The 17266-nt window shown below is 43.9% G+C and carries 14 protein-coding genes; 12 read left to right on the plus strand and 2 right to left on the minus strand.

Annotation, left to right across the window (positions count from 1 at the left end; all coding sequences use genetic code 11):
• Position 1 precedes the first annotated feature (1 nt).
• The 4 genes from M3M39_RS01890 (at position 2) to M3M39_RS01905 (ending at position 5638) form a co-directional block, all read left to right on the plus strand.
• On the plus strand, positions 2-961 hold the full coding sequence (locus M3M39_RS01890; RefSeq protein WP_252797540.1) for an ABC transporter permease: 960 nt from the start codon (positions 2-4) through the stop codon (positions 959-961).
• A gap of 15 nt (positions 962-976) precedes the next feature.
• On the plus strand, positions 977-1918 hold the full coding sequence (locus M3M39_RS01895) for an ABC transporter permease (RefSeq protein WP_252797541.1): 942 nt from the start codon (positions 977-979) through the stop codon (positions 1916-1918).
• Positions 1919-2009: 91 nt separating this feature from the next.
• Positions 2010-3797 carry an oligopeptide ABC transporter substrate-binding protein gene (locus M3M39_RS01900; RefSeq protein ID WP_252797542.1) on the plus strand — a complete coding sequence of 596 codons (1788 nt, stop codon included), beginning with the start codon at positions 2010-2012 and terminating at the stop codon, positions 3795-3797.
• A gap of 65 nt (positions 3798-3862) precedes the next feature.
• Positions 3863-5638 (plus strand): ABC transporter ATP-binding protein, encoded by a 1776-nt coding sequence (locus M3M39_RS01905; RefSeq protein ID WP_252797543.1) that lies wholly within the window; start codon positions 3863-3865, stop codon positions 5636-5638.
• Between the two features lie 291 nt (positions 5639-5929).
• Here M3M39_RS01905 and M3M39_RS01910 read toward each other — a convergent pair whose 3' ends face one another.
• Both M3M39_RS01910 and M3M39_RS01915 read right to left on the minus strand, forming a co-directional pair.
• Entirely contained in the window at positions 5930-7483 is a 1554-nt protein-coding gene (locus M3M39_RS01910; protein WP_252797544.1) for a multicopper oxidase family protein, read from the minus strand.
• Between the two features lie 112 nt (positions 7484-7595).
• Positions 7596-8483: a LysR family transcriptional regulator gene (locus M3M39_RS01915; protein WP_274705495.1), complete on the minus strand. Its 888-nt coding sequence runs from the start codon at positions 8481-8483 to the stop codon at positions 7596-7598.
• Between the two features lie 142 nt (positions 8484-8625).
• On the opposite strand from M3M39_RS01915, the gene M3M39_RS01920 reads away from it, so the two are divergent.
• From M3M39_RS01920 to cydB, 8 genes are all read left to right on the plus strand, one after another.
• Complete coding sequence (locus M3M39_RS01920; protein WP_252797546.1) at positions 8626-10281, plus strand: malolactic enzyme; 1656 nt, start codon at positions 8626-8628, stop codon at positions 10279-10281.
• A 36-nt stretch (positions 10282-10317) separates the two neighbouring features.
• Positions 10318-11310 carry an AEC family transporter gene (locus M3M39_RS01925; protein ID WP_252797547.1) on the plus strand — a complete coding sequence of 331 codons (993 nt, stop codon included), beginning with the start codon at positions 10318-10320 and terminating at the stop codon, positions 11308-11310.
• Between the two features lie 110 nt (positions 11311-11420).
• Positions 11421-12056 carry an HD domain-containing protein gene (locus M3M39_RS01930; protein WP_252797548.1) on the plus strand — a complete coding sequence of 212 codons (636 nt, stop codon included), beginning with the start codon at positions 11421-11423 and terminating at the stop codon, positions 12054-12056.
• Positions 12057-12071: 15 nt separating this feature from the next.
• A complete protein-coding gene (locus tag M3M39_RS01935; RefSeq protein WP_252797549.1) occupies positions 12072-12713 on the plus strand; it encodes an HD domain-containing protein in 642 nt (213 codons plus the stop codon).
• A 276-nt stretch (positions 12714-12989) separates the two neighbouring features.
• On the plus strand, positions 12990-13460 hold the full coding sequence (locus tag M3M39_RS01940; protein ID WP_274705496.1) for an Abi family protein: 471 nt from the start codon (positions 12990-12992) through the stop codon (positions 13458-13460).
• Between the two features lie 135 nt (positions 13461-13595).
• Complete coding sequence (locus M3M39_RS01945) at positions 13596-14771, plus strand: NAD(P)/FAD-dependent oxidoreductase (RefSeq protein WP_252797551.1); 1176 nt, start codon at positions 13596-13598, stop codon at positions 14769-14771.
• A 17-nt stretch (positions 14772-14788) separates the two neighbouring features.
• On the plus strand, positions 14789-16228 hold the full coding sequence (locus tag M3M39_RS01950; protein WP_252797552.1) for a cytochrome ubiquinol oxidase subunit I: 1440 nt from the start codon (positions 14789-14791) through the stop codon (positions 16226-16228).
• Positions 16225-17250, plus strand: a complete 1026-nt coding sequence (gene cydB, locus M3M39_RS01955; protein ID WP_252797553.1) for a cytochrome d ubiquinol oxidase subunit II — start codon at positions 16225-16227, stop codon at positions 17248-17250. Before M3M39_RS01950 ends, cydB begins: the two co-directional genes overlap by 4 nt.
• Positions 17251-17266: the final 16 nt, after the last annotated feature.

Raw genomic sequence — 17266 nt, forward strand, 5'->3', positions numbered from 1 at the left:
CATGTGGAAAACAATTTTACGCCGAATCTTGATTATGATTCCTGAATTGATTGTCTTGAGTATTCTGGTGTTCTTACTAGCTAAGGCGATGCCGGGGGATCCATTTACGGGATCGATTAACCCCAAGAGTAATCCCGCTGAAATTCACCGATTAATGAAAGCCAACGGATTGTTCGACCCATGGTATGTACAGTACTGGCACTGGGTGGTTAACCTCTTCCACGGGAACTTAGGAATGAGTTATGAATACCAGATGCCAGTGGTTGACTTAATCAAACAACGGGGAATGAATACCCTTTGGTTAGCTGCCTTCACGATGATTTTAACCTATGCGATTGGGTTACCACTGGGAATTTACGCCGGGAAAAAGGAAGGCAAATGGCCGGACACTTTGATTCGGATTTACACCTACGTCACGATGTCAATTCCATTCTTCGTTGTTTTAGTGATTGGAATCTGGATTTTCGGGTACGCCCTCGGGTGGTTCCCAACCTCTGGTTCCGTTTCTCCAAGCGTTTCTGGCTTAGGCCCAACGCTGTTATCCCGTTTAGGCCACATTATCCTGCCAGGACTTTTAGGAGCCCTGTTTGGAACCGTAAATATCATTCAATACTTACGGTCTCAGGTAATTGACTCTAAGCACTCTGCTTTTGTGAAAACAGAAATTGCCAAAGGGGTACCCACTAAGGCAATCTACCGGCACCACATCTTTAGAAATTCCGTCTTGCCAATTGCCGCCTTTGCGGGTTACTCAATTACTGGGTTATTAACTGGTTCCATCTTTACCGAAATGATTTTCTCGTATCCAGGGATGGGTCAACTATTCTTGAATGCAGTGAACTTCCGGGATTACACGGTTATCACCACCCTGGTGTTGTTATACGGATTCTTGAACCTCTTAGGAACATTAATTTCAGACATTGTCTTGAGTATCGTGGATCCACGGATTCGGATCGAGTAGGAAGGAGGAACCAAGATGGCATACGAATTTAGTGGGCGTGACGAGTTATCGGACGCCGAATTGTTAGAACTTTCACAGGAAGCGGAAAATGAAGCCACTCCTAGCACCATTCGAGTGATGCTGAATGAATTTAAAGCAGATAAGACCGCCATGGCCTCTGCAATCTTCATCGTGGCCTTTATCCTGTTAGTGGTAATTGGGTCCTTCTTCGTGAACGTCCCCCAGATTATGCAAACTGATTTGATGGGATATTACGCGAAACCCTTTACGAACTACATTTTAGGGGGAGACTCCTCCGGTAGACCAATTCTGTCTCAACTGGTTGTAGGATCACGAAACTCAATCTTAATTGCGATTGGTTTAACCGCCATTTCTTCCACCTTTGGGGTGGTATATGGATTAGTCTCTGGTTACTATGGTGGCTACATTGATTTAACCATGCAACGGGTTTACGACTTCATGATGATTATTCCAATGCTGATGACAATTATCGTGTTGGTAACGATTATCCCGCACTACAACGCGATTACGTTGACCCTGTTACTTTCCATCTTCTATTGGATGGGAACTTCCCGACTGATTCGGTCGAGTTCTTTGGCAGAGTCACAAAAAGACTACGTGGCGGCCTCTAAAGTGGCCGGAACCAGTAACTTCAAGATTATGTTCCGAGAAATTTTACCGAACATTTCATCTTTAATCATCGTTGATACCACGTTATCCTTCGCGGAAAACATCGGGGTTGAAACGGGACTTTCCTACTTAGGTTTTGGATTACCAGACGGAACCCCATCACTGGGGACGTTAATTGCGAATGCCAATGATCCAAACAACATTACCCAATACTGGTGGACCTGGTTACCAGCCGCATTAGAAATTATTCTCTTGTGTTTAGCCATCAGTTACGTGGGTCAAGTATTACGGCGAACCGCTAATGCCTCGCAACGACGCGGCAATTAATTAACTAATGAACCATTGAGGGAGGTGGTTGCGAATTCCACATCAGTTACGCAGTTTACAGTTCTTAGGATTAAAGGAGGAAAAGCAGAAAATGAAGAAACGATACAAACTTGCCATGTGGGGAAGCGCAGCCTTGGTTGCCCTTTCACTGGCCGCCTGTTCTAACGGGGGCGACAGTGCCACGGCGAAAACGCCAAAATTGCCACAAACCTTTAGTGCTTCTGGAAAAGCAAGCCAGGAAGCTAATAATGGAACTTTGAAGATTGGGGAAGTTTCTCCATCACCATTTACGGGGATTTCTGATCCGTTGTTAATTAGTGCAAAAACAGATAGCGATGTTTTTGCACCTGGTGGAGCAAATAACTTATTTGCTACCGATAATAACTATAAAATTAAAGATGGTGGACTCGCAAACCTTCGACTAGACCGGAAAAACAACACTGCTACAATTACACTGCGTAACAATGCTAAGTGGTCGAACGGAATGCCTGTTACTGCCAAGGATGTAGAGTATGCCTATGAAGTGTTGGCCAACCCGGAAACGAAATCCCAACAGTATTCCGAGGACTTTGAACACATCCAAGGAATGAAGGACTACCACGAAGGAAAAGCGGAAGGAATTTCTGGAATCACCTTCCCAGACGGTGAAAACGGGAAGAAGACGGTGATCCACTATGACCGAATTACGCCTGCTATGCAGTACGCTGGGAACAACTTTATGTGGAGTACAGTTGAACCATACGAATACCTGAAGGACGTTAAGATTCCTGACCTAGTTGCTTCTGATAAGATTCGGAAGACTCCAATCTTTACCGGTGCTTACAAGCTCGACAAGGTGGTTGAAGGGGAATCCACGAGTTGGAGCCCTAACAAGTACTACTGGGGTAAGAAGGCTCACATCAAGCACATTAATATCCAAATTGTTTCTCCAAGTAACGTTACATCTGCGTTGAAAGCCAAGAAGTATGACTTTACTCAAGGAGTTCAATCAGCGGCTGACTATCCAAAGATTTCGAAGATGAGTAACTATCAAGTCGTTGGAGCACCTGATCTTGGTTACTACTACTTTGGATTTAACTTGGGTCACTTAGACACTAAGACAAACAAACAGGTTACTGACAAGAACAAGAAGATGAGCAACAAGAACCTGCGGCAAGCTATGATGTATGCGATTGACCAAGACGAAGTTACCAAGAAGTTCGGGAACGGAGTTTCATGGCGAGCTAACACCTTGATTCCACCAGTATTTAAGAAGTACTACGACAAGAATGCCAGAGGATTCACTTACAACCAGTCTAAGGCTGAAAAGCTGTTAGACCAAGCTGGTTACAAGAAGAAGGGCAAGTGGCGGACCCAACCAAACGGGAAACCATTGGAAATTAATTTTGCTGCACCAAACAGTTCTGATTCTGCAAATGCCACTAGTAAGTACTATGTTCAACAATGGCGGAAGTTAGGTTTGAACGTTAAATTTACCACTGGTAAATTAATGGAAACAAATAGTTACTTTGCTGCATTGCAAAAGCCAGATAACAATAACATTGATGTTTGGAGAGGTGGATTTAGTGTCAGTTCTGAACCAACTCCAACTGGATTGTACGGTCAAAGCGCACCATTCAACATGGGTCACTTTGTATCCAAGGAAAACACACAGCTGATGAATAACATGAACAACGACAAGGCTTGGAACGAAAAATACCGGGCTAAACAGTTCAAGGACTGGCAAGAATACATGAACAAGGAAACGGCTTATGCTCCAGCTTCCTTCTCATTGGATTGGCAACCAGTTAACAAGCGGGTTCAAGGTTACAGCGTTAAACCAGCTGATGGTGACAATTCATTTAGTAACTTGCAACTCACACAAACTAACACAAAATAATTTCTAATCTTTTGGACCCATAACGATGTTTCGTTATGGGTTTTTTGTATCAAGGGGGCGATTTGATGAAACAAAAACAGTCCAGGTGGCAGCATTTCACCGAATATCTGCGCCAGTTGGAGAAAACATATCGTCTGTTCGGGGCTGCCGCGCCTCAAGCGGCTGGTTGGTTAATGGTTTTACTGCCTCTGCAAGCCGTTTTACCGTTAGTAGCTGTTCAGGCGGGACAGCAAATCATTAATCAGTTGGTCCAACGGCATCCCATTTGGGCTTCTTTTGCGATTTGGCTAGTGGCAATGGCAGTAACGCAAATTTTGCCGACCATTACGTTGTTTGTGCAGGGAATTTTAACCGATAAACTAACTGGATTTTTGAATCTAAAGTTGATGGGGAAGTCGAAAGAGTTAAAATCATTGAATCTTTTTGATAATTCTAAGTATTTTGATGATCTGCAAATGTTGAAAAGTGATGATTCCTGGCGACCGGTTAATTTGATTGTGTTTGGGCTATCGATTGTGCAACAAAGCATCATGTTAGTTGTAATGTTCGTCATGTTAGCGCGGTACAACTGGTGGTTGACGTTGGCCTTGATTGCGGTGTTAGTCCCTCAAAGTATTTCTTACTACCGAATTCAGCAGGACGCGTTTGAAACGATGGTAACGCGGAGTAAAAACGCGCGGAAATTAAATTACTATAGTTCATTGTTACTGGATCGTTTGGATGCCAAAGAAGTCCGATTGTTTAACATGTTTACGCCCATCATTACTAAGTACCGGCGTCTTTTTAACCAAACTCAGTCCCAAGTTAATCAAGTTCGGCGGAAACAGGCGCTGGTTGGGACCAGCTATTTGATTTTAGTGGTGGCAGTCACTGGGTATGGTTTTTACTGGTTCATTACGGCGGTTCAAACCGGAACCTATCAAATGGGGGTGTTATTGCTTTACATTACCTTGATGGGCTACATTTCCAGTAGTATGGCGAAATTGGTCGAAGATAGTAGCTTGTTGTACGATTCCTTGCTATGGATTGAAAAGTTCTACCATTTTATTGATTTTCAGGATGACTTACACGATGGAAGGCAGCCGTTTCCAATTGATTTTCAAACCGTATCTGTTCAAAATGTCAGTTTCCACTATCCTTTTTCTGATCAATTAGTGCTGAAGCACGTGAACTTTACGGTGCAGCGAGGCGAAAAAATTGCGATTGTCGGTGAAAATGGCTCTGGAAAATCAACCCTAGTTAAACTATTGTTGCGATTTTATGATCCGAGTGCGGGACAAATTCAATTAGATCAGCAGAACGTGCAGACGATTGAGATTAATGCCTATCGCCAGGCTTTTTCAGCGACCTTTCAAGATTTCTCCAAGTTCAAACTGTCGTTAGGAGAAAACGTTGCGGCCGCCCATGCTTATGATCCGACCTACGTGAAAAATTTACTGGCCCAGGTAGGTTTAGCTAGTTATTTGCAGCAGAAAAACGTTCAACTAACCACGATGATGAGCAAGGAATTTGCGCACGGAACGGATGCTTCGGGGGGACAATGGCAGCGAATTGCTTTAGCACGCGATTTGTATGCCGATGGGCAGATTGAATTTTTAGACGAGCCGACGGCCGCATTGGATCCGCGCAGCGAACAAGAAATTTATCAGACCTTTTTACAACAAAATCGACACAAAACTGTCTTTTTTGTAACCCACCGATTGTCAGCGGTCCAATATGCGGACCGGGTTTTGATGTTACAAAATGGGAGAGTGACGGGTTTTGCCTCCCACGCCGAATTGTTACAAACAAATCCAGAATATGCGGAGCTTTATAATTTGCAAAAGGCAGCTTATCAATAGGAAAAACTGGTGTAAATTCAAGCCGTTTTTCCTTTAGAGCTAGAAATGAACTAGAAGTAAGAAAAGAAAGTAGTCTAGATGAATTGATCATTAAGATACTGAAAAGTAGTAAAATAATGGAAAAGACCAAGTTATTTTGCTGACCATTTTTGTGATTGCTTTAGTTACTTTAGCCATTTCACTGTATGATTTCTTGCGAGAATTAACGAACTTTGAAGATTAATTTTCTGCATAACAAAAGAGCCGCAACCGACCTTCGTCAGTTACGACTCTTTTTAGTTTGCGTTTAAATTAACACATGTCCATGCCCATCTTTTTGTAGGATTCCAAACTCTTGATTTTCAAGTCTTCTGGACGACAGTGCCGTTCTTCAGCCAGGGCATCCATCAAGGTCTTCATGTCCATTAACTTGTACTTCTTGTATGGATCATCCTTGGTGTAAACCTGCAATTGCGCCATCATTCCACCATCTTCGTGTTCGATGATGTGGCAGTGGTACATGAAGATTCCGGGGTGGTTAAACTTCATCTTAACCCGAACCGTTTCACCGGCGTTAACCCCGATGGTATCTTTGTAACCACGTTCGTTTGGATATGGTGCTTCACCGTTTCGAGAAACTACCATGAATTGACCACCGTGAGAGTGGTATGGGTGAATCATTCCCCCACAACAATCGTTGGTGTTCGTGATGTCCCAGTATTCGGATTTGCCGAGTTCTTGTCGGTCATCAATCCGCATCATGCCGAATTTCTTTCCGTTGAATTCGACTTCTTCGTCAGTTCCAGACATCACTACTTGGTGAACCAACGAATCTTTGTCAGGATCAGGGTAGTCCATGTCAGCGAGGTGGTCAGGAATTTCCGTGTCAGCCTTGGCGAATTCGTGAATCTTGAACTTCAGGATCGGCGTGTCGTCAGAGTACAAGGTTACTTCGTCGCCTGGTTTGTACTTACCAAAGTCTAAGACAACTTCCGTCCGTTCGGCACAAGTCATCATTAACTTGGTTAAGTAAACTGGTTCTGGCAGTAAACCACCATCTGAAGCGATTTGGGTCATTACCATGTCATCGCTCAGGTGTAAGCGCCATTCACGCCGGTTCGAACCGTCTAGGAACCGTAACCGGAGCTTTTGCGTGGTAACGTCAAAGTATGGGTTTACCGTTCCGTTAATTAAAGCAGTTGGTCCTTCAGTTCCATCTGGATCGTAATCATCATCGTAGTTCCATTGGTTGTGTTCGTCGAAACGACGGTCTTGTAAGATTACCGGAATGTCATCGACACCGTAGTTGCGTGGCAATGGCAACGTTGCTTCGTGCTGGTCCTTTACGACTACGGCACAAGCTAAACCGTGCCAAACGTCCCAACCAGTTAATGGACATGGGTGCGCATGTAACCAGGTCGTTGCAGCTGGTTGGTGGACTGGAAATTCGATTTCCTTAGCTTCCCCAGGGTAAACGGGAGCGTGGCAACCACCGTCAATGTAAGGACCAGGAACGTCCAAACCATGCCAGTGGTAGGTAGTTAATTCGGGAAGACTATTTTTTAAGGTGACGTGGTAGTTTTTACCATCTTCATAAATAATCGTTTTCCCCAATAAACTTTGGTTATAACCCCAGGTCTTCGTTTTTTCACCTGGTAAAATTTGGGTTTCTCCCGTTTGGGCTTCCACCGTGTACCAAACGTCGTTGCCATCCACCTTATCTGGTTTTAAGATTTCAGGGATGTTCAGCTTGCTTTCGGGAGCATCGTGTTTTTCCAACGGAACGTAGCCACCATCATGGTAGTCATAAGCGGATTCGTTGAAAAAATAGTCAGTATAAACGTGATGTTTTTCTTGTTCTGCCATTGTTTTCCACCCTTTCTTTTGGTTCGTCTTTATTTTACTACAATTCCAATTTGGATAAAGCTTTTTCCGTGAATCTTAGGAAAAAAGCAATTTACAATTTTGCCCTGTGCAATTAAGTGGCTTGAATGTGCTTTGTTAAGACCTTAATCAGGTTCTTTTCTTTGGGGGTTAAAACGTGACTCTTACGGTAGGCCACGGAAACGTAAAAGGGGGGAAGATCTTCATCCTGGATGGAAAGGGGCACCACGTTGTCTGCAGGTCGAATCGCTTCGTCCGTTAGTAAAGCGACGCCCACTCCGCGACTGACTAACTGTTTTAACAATTCGATGTCACTAGTGGTGTAGCTGGTATGGATGTGTAGGCTGTGTTCTTTGATTAACTGATTCAAGATTTGTTGGTGAATAAATCCGTCTGAAAAGGCAATCACGTCCTGGCGGTCTAAGTCGCGCACGCGGATGGTTGTTTGCTGAGCTAACGGTGAGTCAGGGGGTACAATCAGCTTGAAATCACTTTGAGCCACCACTTTTGATTCAATTGTGGGGCTTTCTAAAGGCGTAGCTGAACCCAGCAAGGCTACGTCAACGCTCCCTTGTTTGAGTTGTTCTAGCAGGGTGGCCGACCCACCTTCTACGTTGGCTAAACTGTCGAGAATCCCATCTTGTCTAAGGGTAATGGCGAGTTCTGGAAAATAGTAGTTAGCAATGATGGGAGGCATGCCAAAGTTAATGTGGTCGGCTCCGTTGCTGTTTAAATCACGCTGGATTTCTTCGACCTGGGTCGCAATTTTTTGGGTGTGACTGTAGAGGAGTTGACCTGCTTGGTTGATTTTAACGTGGTGGTGAGCCTGATTACGGTTAATTAGTTCGACGTTAAACTCTGTTTCCAGGCGATGGATCGCGATGGAAATGGTTGGTTGACTAACGCCGAAGTATTCGGAGACCGCCGTGTAGCTTTTTAGTTCCACCAACTTATTAAAGTAGAGTAAGTCTTGTAGTTTGATAGGGGCACCTCATATAAATTCTATTTATGGAAAATCTAGGTTTGACTATCATTTTCTGCCTCTTTTAAGATAGACGTGTTCAATGAATAATCTGTGCAGGAAATGTTACTTAATTATACTACGAAAAAAGGAGTTTTAGCTGATGACTAAGAGTCAAGAAATCGTAAACAATCCTTTCTTAAACAAAGGAACGGCTTTTACGGAAGCCGAACGAAAGGCTTTAAACCTTGAAGGGATGCTCCCACCACGGGTGCAAACTCTCGATCAACAAGTAGAACGGGTTTACGCTGAATACCAACAAAAGAGTAACGACTTAGAAAAGCGCGTGTACTTAATGAGTATTTTCAACGAAAACCGGGTGTTATTCTACGCCACTTTTGCTAAGCACGTGAGCGAATTCATGCCAGTAGTTTACGACCCAACGATTGCCGATTCAATTGAAAACTACAGTCGGATGTACGTGAACCCACAAAACGCTGCGTTCTTATCCATTAATGATGACAGCCGCGAAACGATTCGGCAAAGTTTATTGAACGCTGCTGAAGGTAGAGACATTGAGTTGTTAGTAGTTACCGATGGAGAAGGGATTCTCGGAATTGGGGACTGGGCAACCCAAGGAATTGACATTCCAGTTGGGAAGTTGATGGTTTACACGGCTGCGGCTGGAATTGACCCATCTAAAGTTCTGCCAGTGGTCTTAGATGCCGGAACTACTCGTGACGAATTACGGAAAGATCCATTGTACGTTGGTTTAGACCAAGAACGGGACTACTCCGACAAATACTACAACTTTGTCGATAACTTTGTGCAAGAAGCCGAAGACTTATTCCCAAACTTGTACTTGCACTTTGAAGACTTTGGTCGTTCTAATGCTGCTAACATTTTGGATAAGTACAAAGACCAATTCTTGGTCTTTAACGATGATATCCAGGGAACGGGAATCATTGTCTTAGCCGGAGTGCTGGGGGCTTTGAACATTTCTGGTGAAAAGATGACGGATCAAACTTACCTGTGCTACGGAGCTGGAACTGCCGGAGCCGGAATTGCACAACGAGTTTGTGAAGAAATGGTTCAAGCAGGACTCTCTGAAGCAGAAGCAAAGAAGCACTTCTACATGGTTGATAAGCAAGGACTCTTGTTTGATGACATGCCTGATTTGACTCCTGCTCAAAAAGAATTTGCCCGGAGTCGGTCAGAATTTGAGAACAGTGAAGATTTAACTGATTTACTTTCAATCGTAAAAGCGGTCCACCCAACCATCATGGTCGGAACTTCTACTAACCCAGGAGCCTTCACCGAAGACGTTGTCAAAGAAATGGCTGCTCACACTGATCGGCCAATTATTCTGCCAATTTCTAACCCAACTAAGTTATGTGAAGCAAAGGCTTCTGACTTGATTAAGTGGACTGACGGACGGGCCTTAGTGGCTACCGGAGTTCCAAGTGCTCCCGTGGAATACAACGGAGTTACTTACGAAATTGGTCAAGCTAACAACGCGTTGGTTTACCCAGGAATTGGATTAGGAGCCATTGCTGCTACTGCTACGACTTTAAATGATGCCATGATCAGTGCAGCAGCCCACTCCTTAGGTGGAATTGTGGATCCTAAACAACCAGGAGCTGCCATCTTACCACCGGTTGATCGTTTGACGGAATTCTCCCAAACGGTTGCTAACGCCGTGGCTCAGAGTGCCGTTGATCAAGGGGTTACTCGGGAACAAATTAGTGATGTCAAGGGAGCAGTTGAAAACGAAAAATGGTATCCAGTTTACTCTGACCTCACTGATTTAGCAGATTAATAAATTTAATTTCAAATTTAGGAGGATTGAGCGTCAATGACAGCGTTTTTGACATCATTGTCAAGTGTCGGTGAAATCGTCCTCGTCATTGCCTTAGGTTATTGGTTACGAAAATCAGGCCGATTAGGCGACACTTTCAAAGGCAACATTTCGTTCATTATTATGAACATCGCTTTGCCAGTTTCAATTTTTATGTCCGTGGTTACTAACTTAAACCGGGATAAACTGATTAGCCTTTCGAGTGGGTTATTGTATGTGTTTATCAGTTTCTTACTGGGTTATATAGTTGCCATCGCGATGGTCTATCTATTCAAGATCCGCAAGGGACGGCGGGGAACATTCATTAACATGTTCGTGAACGCCAACACCATTTTCATTGGGATGCCGTTAAACATGGCCCTGTTCGGGGATAAAGGCCTACCGTACTTCTTGCTATACTACTTGATGAACACCATTTCGACGTGGGCAATTGGGATCTTCTTCATTTCTGCGGATGATCCAACTAAGTCTAAGGATGACCGTGGTTCAGCCAAGTTTAACTGGAAGAAGCTATTGCCAGCTCCGTTAATTGGATTCTTAGTGGCTTTGATTTGGTTAGTGCTTGGATTGCCAATCACGTTCATCGTTGAACCACCAGCTTTCCCAATGCTTGGGAAGACCTTTACGATGATTGGTGGCTTGGTAACGCCATTGTCATTAATCTACATTGGAATTATCCTGGCGGATGCCGGCTTAAACTCCATCCACTTTGACCGGGATTCAATCCTGGCGCTTGTGGGACGGTTCGTAATCTCACCAGCCATTATGATTGCCGTTTTGATGGCCTTCACAGGCATGGGAGCTACAGTTCCTGGACCAGAACTAAGTACCTTTGTGATCCAGGCAGCTGCTCCAGGATTAGCGGTATTGCCAATCTTGGTTGGAAACGCTCATGGAGACGTCGACTACGCTACCAACGTGGTAGTTACTAGTACGGTGCTCTTCGTGGTAGTGGTGCCAATTTTGATGGAAATCATTACTTTCCTATAAAATAATGAGTTTAACTTTAAAAGAGGTTCTGCAAGTGCAGACCTCTTTTTGTGTTTAGAATCTGATTGTGGCAGAATAAAACGATATATGGAGAAAGGCGGATGGAATAAATGACGGAAAGACTAACGAAGGTGGCGGAGTTTGCCCAGCAAATGATGACAGGGGATCATTCGGGACATGGGTTTGACCACATTGAACGCGTTGTGAATCTCACGCGTCAGTTACTGGCCGAAAATCCCGCGAACGGGGAATTGGCACTGACAGCAGCCTATTTACACGATTGTTTTGATGATAAGTTAACTGCTGATCCGGCTACCCGCCGGAACGAAGTGATTACTTATCTCACCGAGGTGGGCTATCAGACTGCTGAAGTAGATCAGGTTCTAGACATCATTGATCACATGTCATTTGCTGCTAACTTAGAGCAGCACCAGAAGCTGAGTCCCGAAGGCCAACTAGTTCAAGATGCGGATCGACTAGATGCCATTGGCGCAATTGGAATTGCCCGGGCTTTTTCGTATGGAGCCGTGCACGGTTATGCCATGTATGACCCAAAGGTTCAACCCCGCGAGCGGTTGACCAAGGAGAATTATCGGCAACCAGAAACGACCATTAATCATTTTTATGAAAAACTCTTTAAATTACCAGAACAGATGAACACGGCGACTGCTAGACGAATTGGGAACGGACGCAAGCGCTACATGCAGGAATTTGTGATGGAATTTAAGCAGGAGTGGGAGCTATAGCTCAAGGAGGAGGAAATGGATGCACGGTTGCAACGAGTTAGTTATTACGTCCAGCAACAGTTAGCAAGTGATCATACGGGGCATGACTTTGCTCACGTCCAACGAGTGGTTAAGTTAACGCAAAAACTATTGCAAACTGAGCCGGCGGATGCCACGTTGGCCCTCACGATTGCTTACTTACATGATGTTCCAGACGAAAAGCTCACGACTGATCCTGAACAAAAGCGCCACGCTATTGCCCAAAAACTGGCAGAGTGGCAGTATCAACCAAATGAGATTCATTTAATTATGGAAGACATTGAGCACCTGTCATTTTCAAAAAATCTGGAACAGCACTATCAACTAGATCCGGCTGGCCAAGTGGCCCAGGATGCCGATCGGTTAGATGCCATTGGGCCGGTGGCGATTGCCCGAACGTTTGCCTACGGGGCTGTGCATGGCATTCCAATGTACGAACCGCACGTTAGTGAGCAGACATTGACCAGCAAACGGGCCTATCGTCATCCGACTGACACTTACCATCATTATCGGGCGCGGACCAAACGGGTGGTGCAACTGCTTAATACCGCAACGGCCCAACGAATGGCGGGGCCCCGGATGCAGGCAACTGAACGCTTTTTAACTCGATTTGTGGCGGAGCGGCAGGGAAAAAGGTAGAAAAGTTTTAAAATATCATTATTTTTGTACGTTTAATCTTCAAGCGTTATTAAAATTAAAATGCGTTTATATTTATAAAAATATTTATCAAATTAGATGATATAATTACAACACTAAACATGTAATTATATTTTTGAGATAAAATGAATTGATTGTCGAAGTGTTATTTAGTAGAATAGTGGTAGGAAGAGCCACAGATCCTGCGGGATTTGTCGCGATTAATACTCCTATCTGCTTTTTACAGATAGGAGTATTTTTTTTTCTAAATTTGATTTTATTGATTTCGGTACTTTGCGTTTTTTGATAAAAGATTCTACGGATAAGGTTAGGCTTAATATCGCACATGATTTAAAATATTTTATTAAAGCCAATAATTATGCTACCTCTGCGAATATTAATCCTAAAATTATGGATTCTTTTATTAAAAATATTCATGAAACTAGAAATATTTGTGCTCATAATAATAGATTAATTGCCTTTAAATGTCATTCTAGCTCTAAATATTTTAGTTTGATTCATGATAAATATGACTTAATTGATCGTGATAGTCGTAAATCTGTATATTCAACTTTTGCAAGTTTAGAATGTTTTCTCAGCGAAACAGAATTTAAAATGCTAAACAACACTTTTAGAAAAAGATTCCGTTGGTTAGATAGACATCTTGTTATGATTGATGCTAACCAAATTGGAGGGCTAATTGGCTTTCCAATTGATTGGTTTAAAAAACCTAAATTGGTCCAAGGTTAATTAAAAGTGACAAAGTGTTACAATGGACGTGAACCAAGTAAATTCGGCATTCCGTTGGATTTAGAATATGGTAAGATTAAGTGGGTAAAAAAGATTGCTAGTTAGATAACTAGCCAGTAGAAGGAGGCAAGTCAAATGAAAAAAGTATTAGTGGTTGGAGCTGGATTTGCCGGACTCCGGGCCTGTAAACGCTTGGCAAAAAGTAAACAAGACCTAGAGATTACCTTAGTTGATCGGACTCCGTATCATTATGATGCGACGCAATTATATCGGGTAGCTGCTGGAAGCATTGCCCCAGAAAAAATTATGTTCCGGATTGAAGACATCATTAGTCCCAAGATCAAGTTTATTCAAGATGAAGTTCAATTGATTAATGGGGACAAAAACACGGTAATGTTGGCGCAACACGGAGAAATAAGTTATGATTACCTGTTTAACGCGCTCGGCTTTGAACCGGAAACGTTTAACACTCCAGGAGCTGATACGGATGGACTCCAAATCAGTAACATTGAAAACTCAAGCAGAGACGCCAAGGCCCTCCAGGATTCATTGGCAAAGTATGCTGAAACCAAGGATACTAAGTATCTTAGTATTTTGACGGTTGGTGGTGGTTTTACCAGCATTGAACTGTTAGGTGAATTAGTACATATGGTTCCAACTTGGGCCAAAAAATACGGCTTTCGGCCGGCTGATTTAAAAATCACCTGTGTGGCTCCAGCCTTTTTAGGCATGTTTAATGAAAAGCAATCTACATATGCAAAACGGTACCTGGAAAAGAAAGGGGTCAACTTTATTCTGGGATCGAATGTGAATAAAGTGACTGATGATGGAGTTTATTACGGTCAGGAGAACCAATTCCTACCGGCTGCTAACATTTTTTGGACTGCCGGAGTGAAGGGGAGCGATGTAATTGCTGCTTCTGGATATGATCAACACCGTAATCGGGTGGCCGTTAACGATGATATGAGTCTACAGTCCTACCCTAACCAATACTTAATTGGTGACGTTTCGGCCGTTAAGGATCCTGCTTCTGGCCGGATGTATCCGACGACGGCGCAAATTTCGATTTACGAAGCTAGTAACGCCGTGGCCAACTTTGAAAATAAGTTAGCCGGGAAAAAGGAAGCGCCGTTTAATTACCATTCGTTAGGAACGGTATGTTCGTTAGGACCTCACAACGCAGTTGCTGACGTTGCAATGCTAGGCATGCACGTTAAAATTAACGGATTTATTGCTGCTGTCATTAAAAACGTCATTTTTAAGCGGAGTAGTTACGAACTTTCCGGGCTGAAAATGATGTTGCAGAGTTAATTGAGGAGAGATGAAAGATGTTCAACATTGGCATGAGCGTGGTTTCATTGGCACGGTTCCAGTTTGCCATGACCACGATTTTTCACTTTTTCTTCGTACCGATGTCCATTGGATTAGGGTTGTTAGTCGCAATCATGGAAACAATGTATGTCATTAAGAAGAAGCCGGTTTATCTCACGATGACGAAGTTTTGGGGAAAGATTTTCCTTCTGAGTTTCGCCGTTGGAGTGGTGACCGGGATTATTCAAGAATTCCAGTTTGGAATGAACTGGTCTAACTACTCTCGGTTTATGGGAGATATTTTTGGGGCTCCACTCGCAATCGAAGCTTTATTGGCCTTCTTTTTGGAATCAACCTTCCTAGGGGTCTGGATGTTTACCTGGGATAAAATGAAGCCCGTTTGGCATTCATTAATGATCTGGCTGGTAGTTATTGGATCGACCTTGTCGGCCCTCTGGATTTTAGCGGCCAACAGTTTTATGCAGAACCCCGTTGGGTACAAAATTGACCCTAAAACGGGACACGCCGTGATGACGGACTTCTTTGCCATCATTAGAAACCAGCAACTCTGGTACGAATTCCCCCACGTAATCTTTGGGGCCTTCGTCACAGGAAGCTTCATTGTGGCTGGAGCATCAGCTTGGATGCTGTTTCGGCAGAAATCACCAGCCTTCTTTAGAAAATCAATGCGGCTGGGGTTAATCGTTGGCTTGTTCGGCTTGCTCGGAGGCTTTGTTTCTGGGGACGGTCAGATGCTGTACTTAACCAAAGACCAACCAATGAAATTTGCGGCTGCCGAAGGGGAGTACAAGAACGTGAAGAGCCCTGCAGCTTGGAGTGTTGTGCAAATTTCCAATACCAAAGAAAAAACCGCTACATATCGGATTGAAATTCCTTACATGTTGGACTTATTGACTTACCACAAACCAAGTGGAAACATCACGGGGATGGATCAGGTCAACAAGGACTTGCACAAGAAATACGATAAAAAGTTTGGCAAGAACATGAACTACTACCCACCAGTTAATACCTTGTTCTACTCCTTTAGAATCATGGTTGCTGGGGCTGGAGCCCTTGGAATGCTATCCTTGTTAGGGTTGTGGTTCTCGCGGAAACGGAAAAACACGATTGTTAAACAGAAGTGGTTATTGCTCTTATTAACGCTTGCAACCTTCGGACCGTTCTTGATTAACAGTTGTGGTTGGATTGTTACCGAATTAGGGCGGAACCCATGGGTTGTGTACGGCTTGCTACCAATTGCGGATGCCGTTTCGCCAAGTACCAGTGCCGGAGCCGTGCTCTTTACGATTATTGTCTACTTCTGCCTCTTTTCTTTCTTAGGAGCGTTCATGTTTATTTACGCTAAGAAGAACCTGGAAAAGGGACCAGAAGCCATCGACGATACAATTGAATACGATACGGAAGATCCGTTCTCAAAGGAGGCTTTTAGCAAATGAGTTTCTTACAATTACTCTGGTATGCCGTAATTGGGCTACTATTTGCCTTGTTTCTTGTGCTAGATGGAGCCGACTTAGGAATTGGAATGGCAACCCGCTTTTTAGCGTATACCTACGACGAACGCCAACAGTTGTTACGGACAATTGGACCCCACTGGGATGGGAACGAAGTGTTCTTAATTGCCGCCGGAGGATCGATGTTTGCTTCGATGCCGTTGTGGTATGCGAGCCTCTTTTCCGGCTTTTATATCTTGTTATTCTTGGTGTTAATCGCCTTGATTTTTCGGGGGGTTTCCTTTGAATTTTCGGAAAATGCCGAAACCAAGAAGGGACGCAACGCTTGGATGTGGACCAACTTTTTTGGGAGTTTTTTCACTCCTTTCTTGTTTGGAATGCTCTTTACAGCGATGATTCAAGCCGTTCCAATGGATGCTCAGGGGAACATCTTTGCTAGTTTCTTTGACGTTGTAAATCCGTTATCCCTGCTTGGTGGAGTGGCCTTAACGGCTTTGTGTCTCTACCAGGGATTGCACTACGCAACGTTACGGACATCCGGGTTAATGCGTTATCACGCCGCAACGCTCTGCGGTAATTTGTACTGGGCCGCTTACCCAGTTGAAATCCTCTTTGCGATTGCCCTCTATTTTCAAACGAACTTTTATGAAAACCACCTCATTGCAACCTTAGTCTTCCTAGTGGTCATTGTTGCAACTACGGTTTGGGGTCACATTGCGACGATTCGGGACCGAGAATGGTCTGCTTACATTGCCAACACGCTTACTATCTTCGCCTTGGTTGCGCTGTTGTTTGTGGGCTTGTTCCCGAACGTTTTGATTGCTACCAATCCAGCACACACGATTAGTATCGTGTCTGCCTCAGCTAGTCCCTACACCCTAGGGGTAATGACGATTGTCCTGTGTGTCCTCCTGCCAATTGTGCTGATTTACTTTGCATGGAGTTACATCTCGCAGTGGCACCGGGTTTCGTTGCAGGAAGTGCAAGAAGACGAAGCCGGTTATTAAACCGCAGTAAGGATTG

Origin of the sequence: Fructilactobacillus hinvesii, assembly GCF_024029435.1 — a bacterium.
GTDB classification, from domain to species: domain Bacteria; phylum Bacillota; class Bacilli; order Lactobacillales; family Lactobacillaceae; genus Fructilactobacillus; species Fructilactobacillus hinvesii.

What these genes read in the sequence shown, in the direction of transcription:
- M3M39_RS01890 (WP_252797540.1), top strand. Translation starts at nt 2, where the DNA reads ATGTGGAAAACAATTTTACGCCGAATCTTGATTATGATTCCTGAATTG.
- M3M39_RS01895 (WP_252797541.1), top strand. Translation starts at nt 977, where the DNA reads ATGGCATACGAATTTAGTGGGCGTGACGAGTTATCGGACGCCGAATTG.
- M3M39_RS01900 (WP_252797542.1), top strand. Translation starts at nt 2,010, where the DNA reads ATGAAGAAACGATACAAACTTGCCATGTGGGGAAGCGCAGCCTTGGTT.
- M3M39_RS01905 (WP_252797543.1), top strand. Translation starts at nt 3,863, where the DNA reads ATGAAACAAAAACAGTCCAGGTGGCAGCATTTCACCGAATATCTGCGC.
- M3M39_RS01910 (WP_252797544.1), bottom strand. Translation starts at nt 7,483, where the DNA reads ATGGCAGAACAAGAAAAACATCACGTTTATACTGACTATTTTTTCAAC.
- M3M39_RS01920 (WP_252797546.1), top strand. Translation starts at nt 8,626, where the DNA reads ATGACTAAGAGTCAAGAAATCGTAAACAATCCTTTCTTAAACAAAGGA.
- M3M39_RS01925 (WP_252797547.1), top strand. Translation starts at nt 10,318, where the DNA reads ATGACAGCGTTTTTGACATCATTGTCAAGTGTCGGTGAAATCGTCCTC.
- M3M39_RS01930 (WP_252797548.1), top strand. Translation starts at nt 11,421, where the DNA reads ATGACGGAAAGACTAACGAAGGTGGCGGAGTTTGCCCAGCAAATGATG.
- M3M39_RS01935 (WP_252797549.1), top strand. Translation starts at nt 12,072, where the DNA reads ATGGATGCACGGTTGCAACGAGTTAGTTATTACGTCCAGCAACAGTTA.
- M3M39_RS01945 (WP_252797551.1), top strand. Translation starts at nt 13,596, where the DNA reads ATGAAAAAAGTATTAGTGGTTGGAGCTGGATTTGCCGGACTCCGGGCC.
- M3M39_RS01950 (WP_252797552.1), top strand. Translation starts at nt 14,789, where the DNA reads ATGTTCAACATTGGCATGAGCGTGGTTTCATTGGCACGGTTCCAGTTT.
- cydB (WP_252797553.1), top strand. Translation starts at nt 16,225, where the DNA reads ATGAGTTTCTTACAATTACTCTGGTATGCCGTAATTGGGCTACTATTT.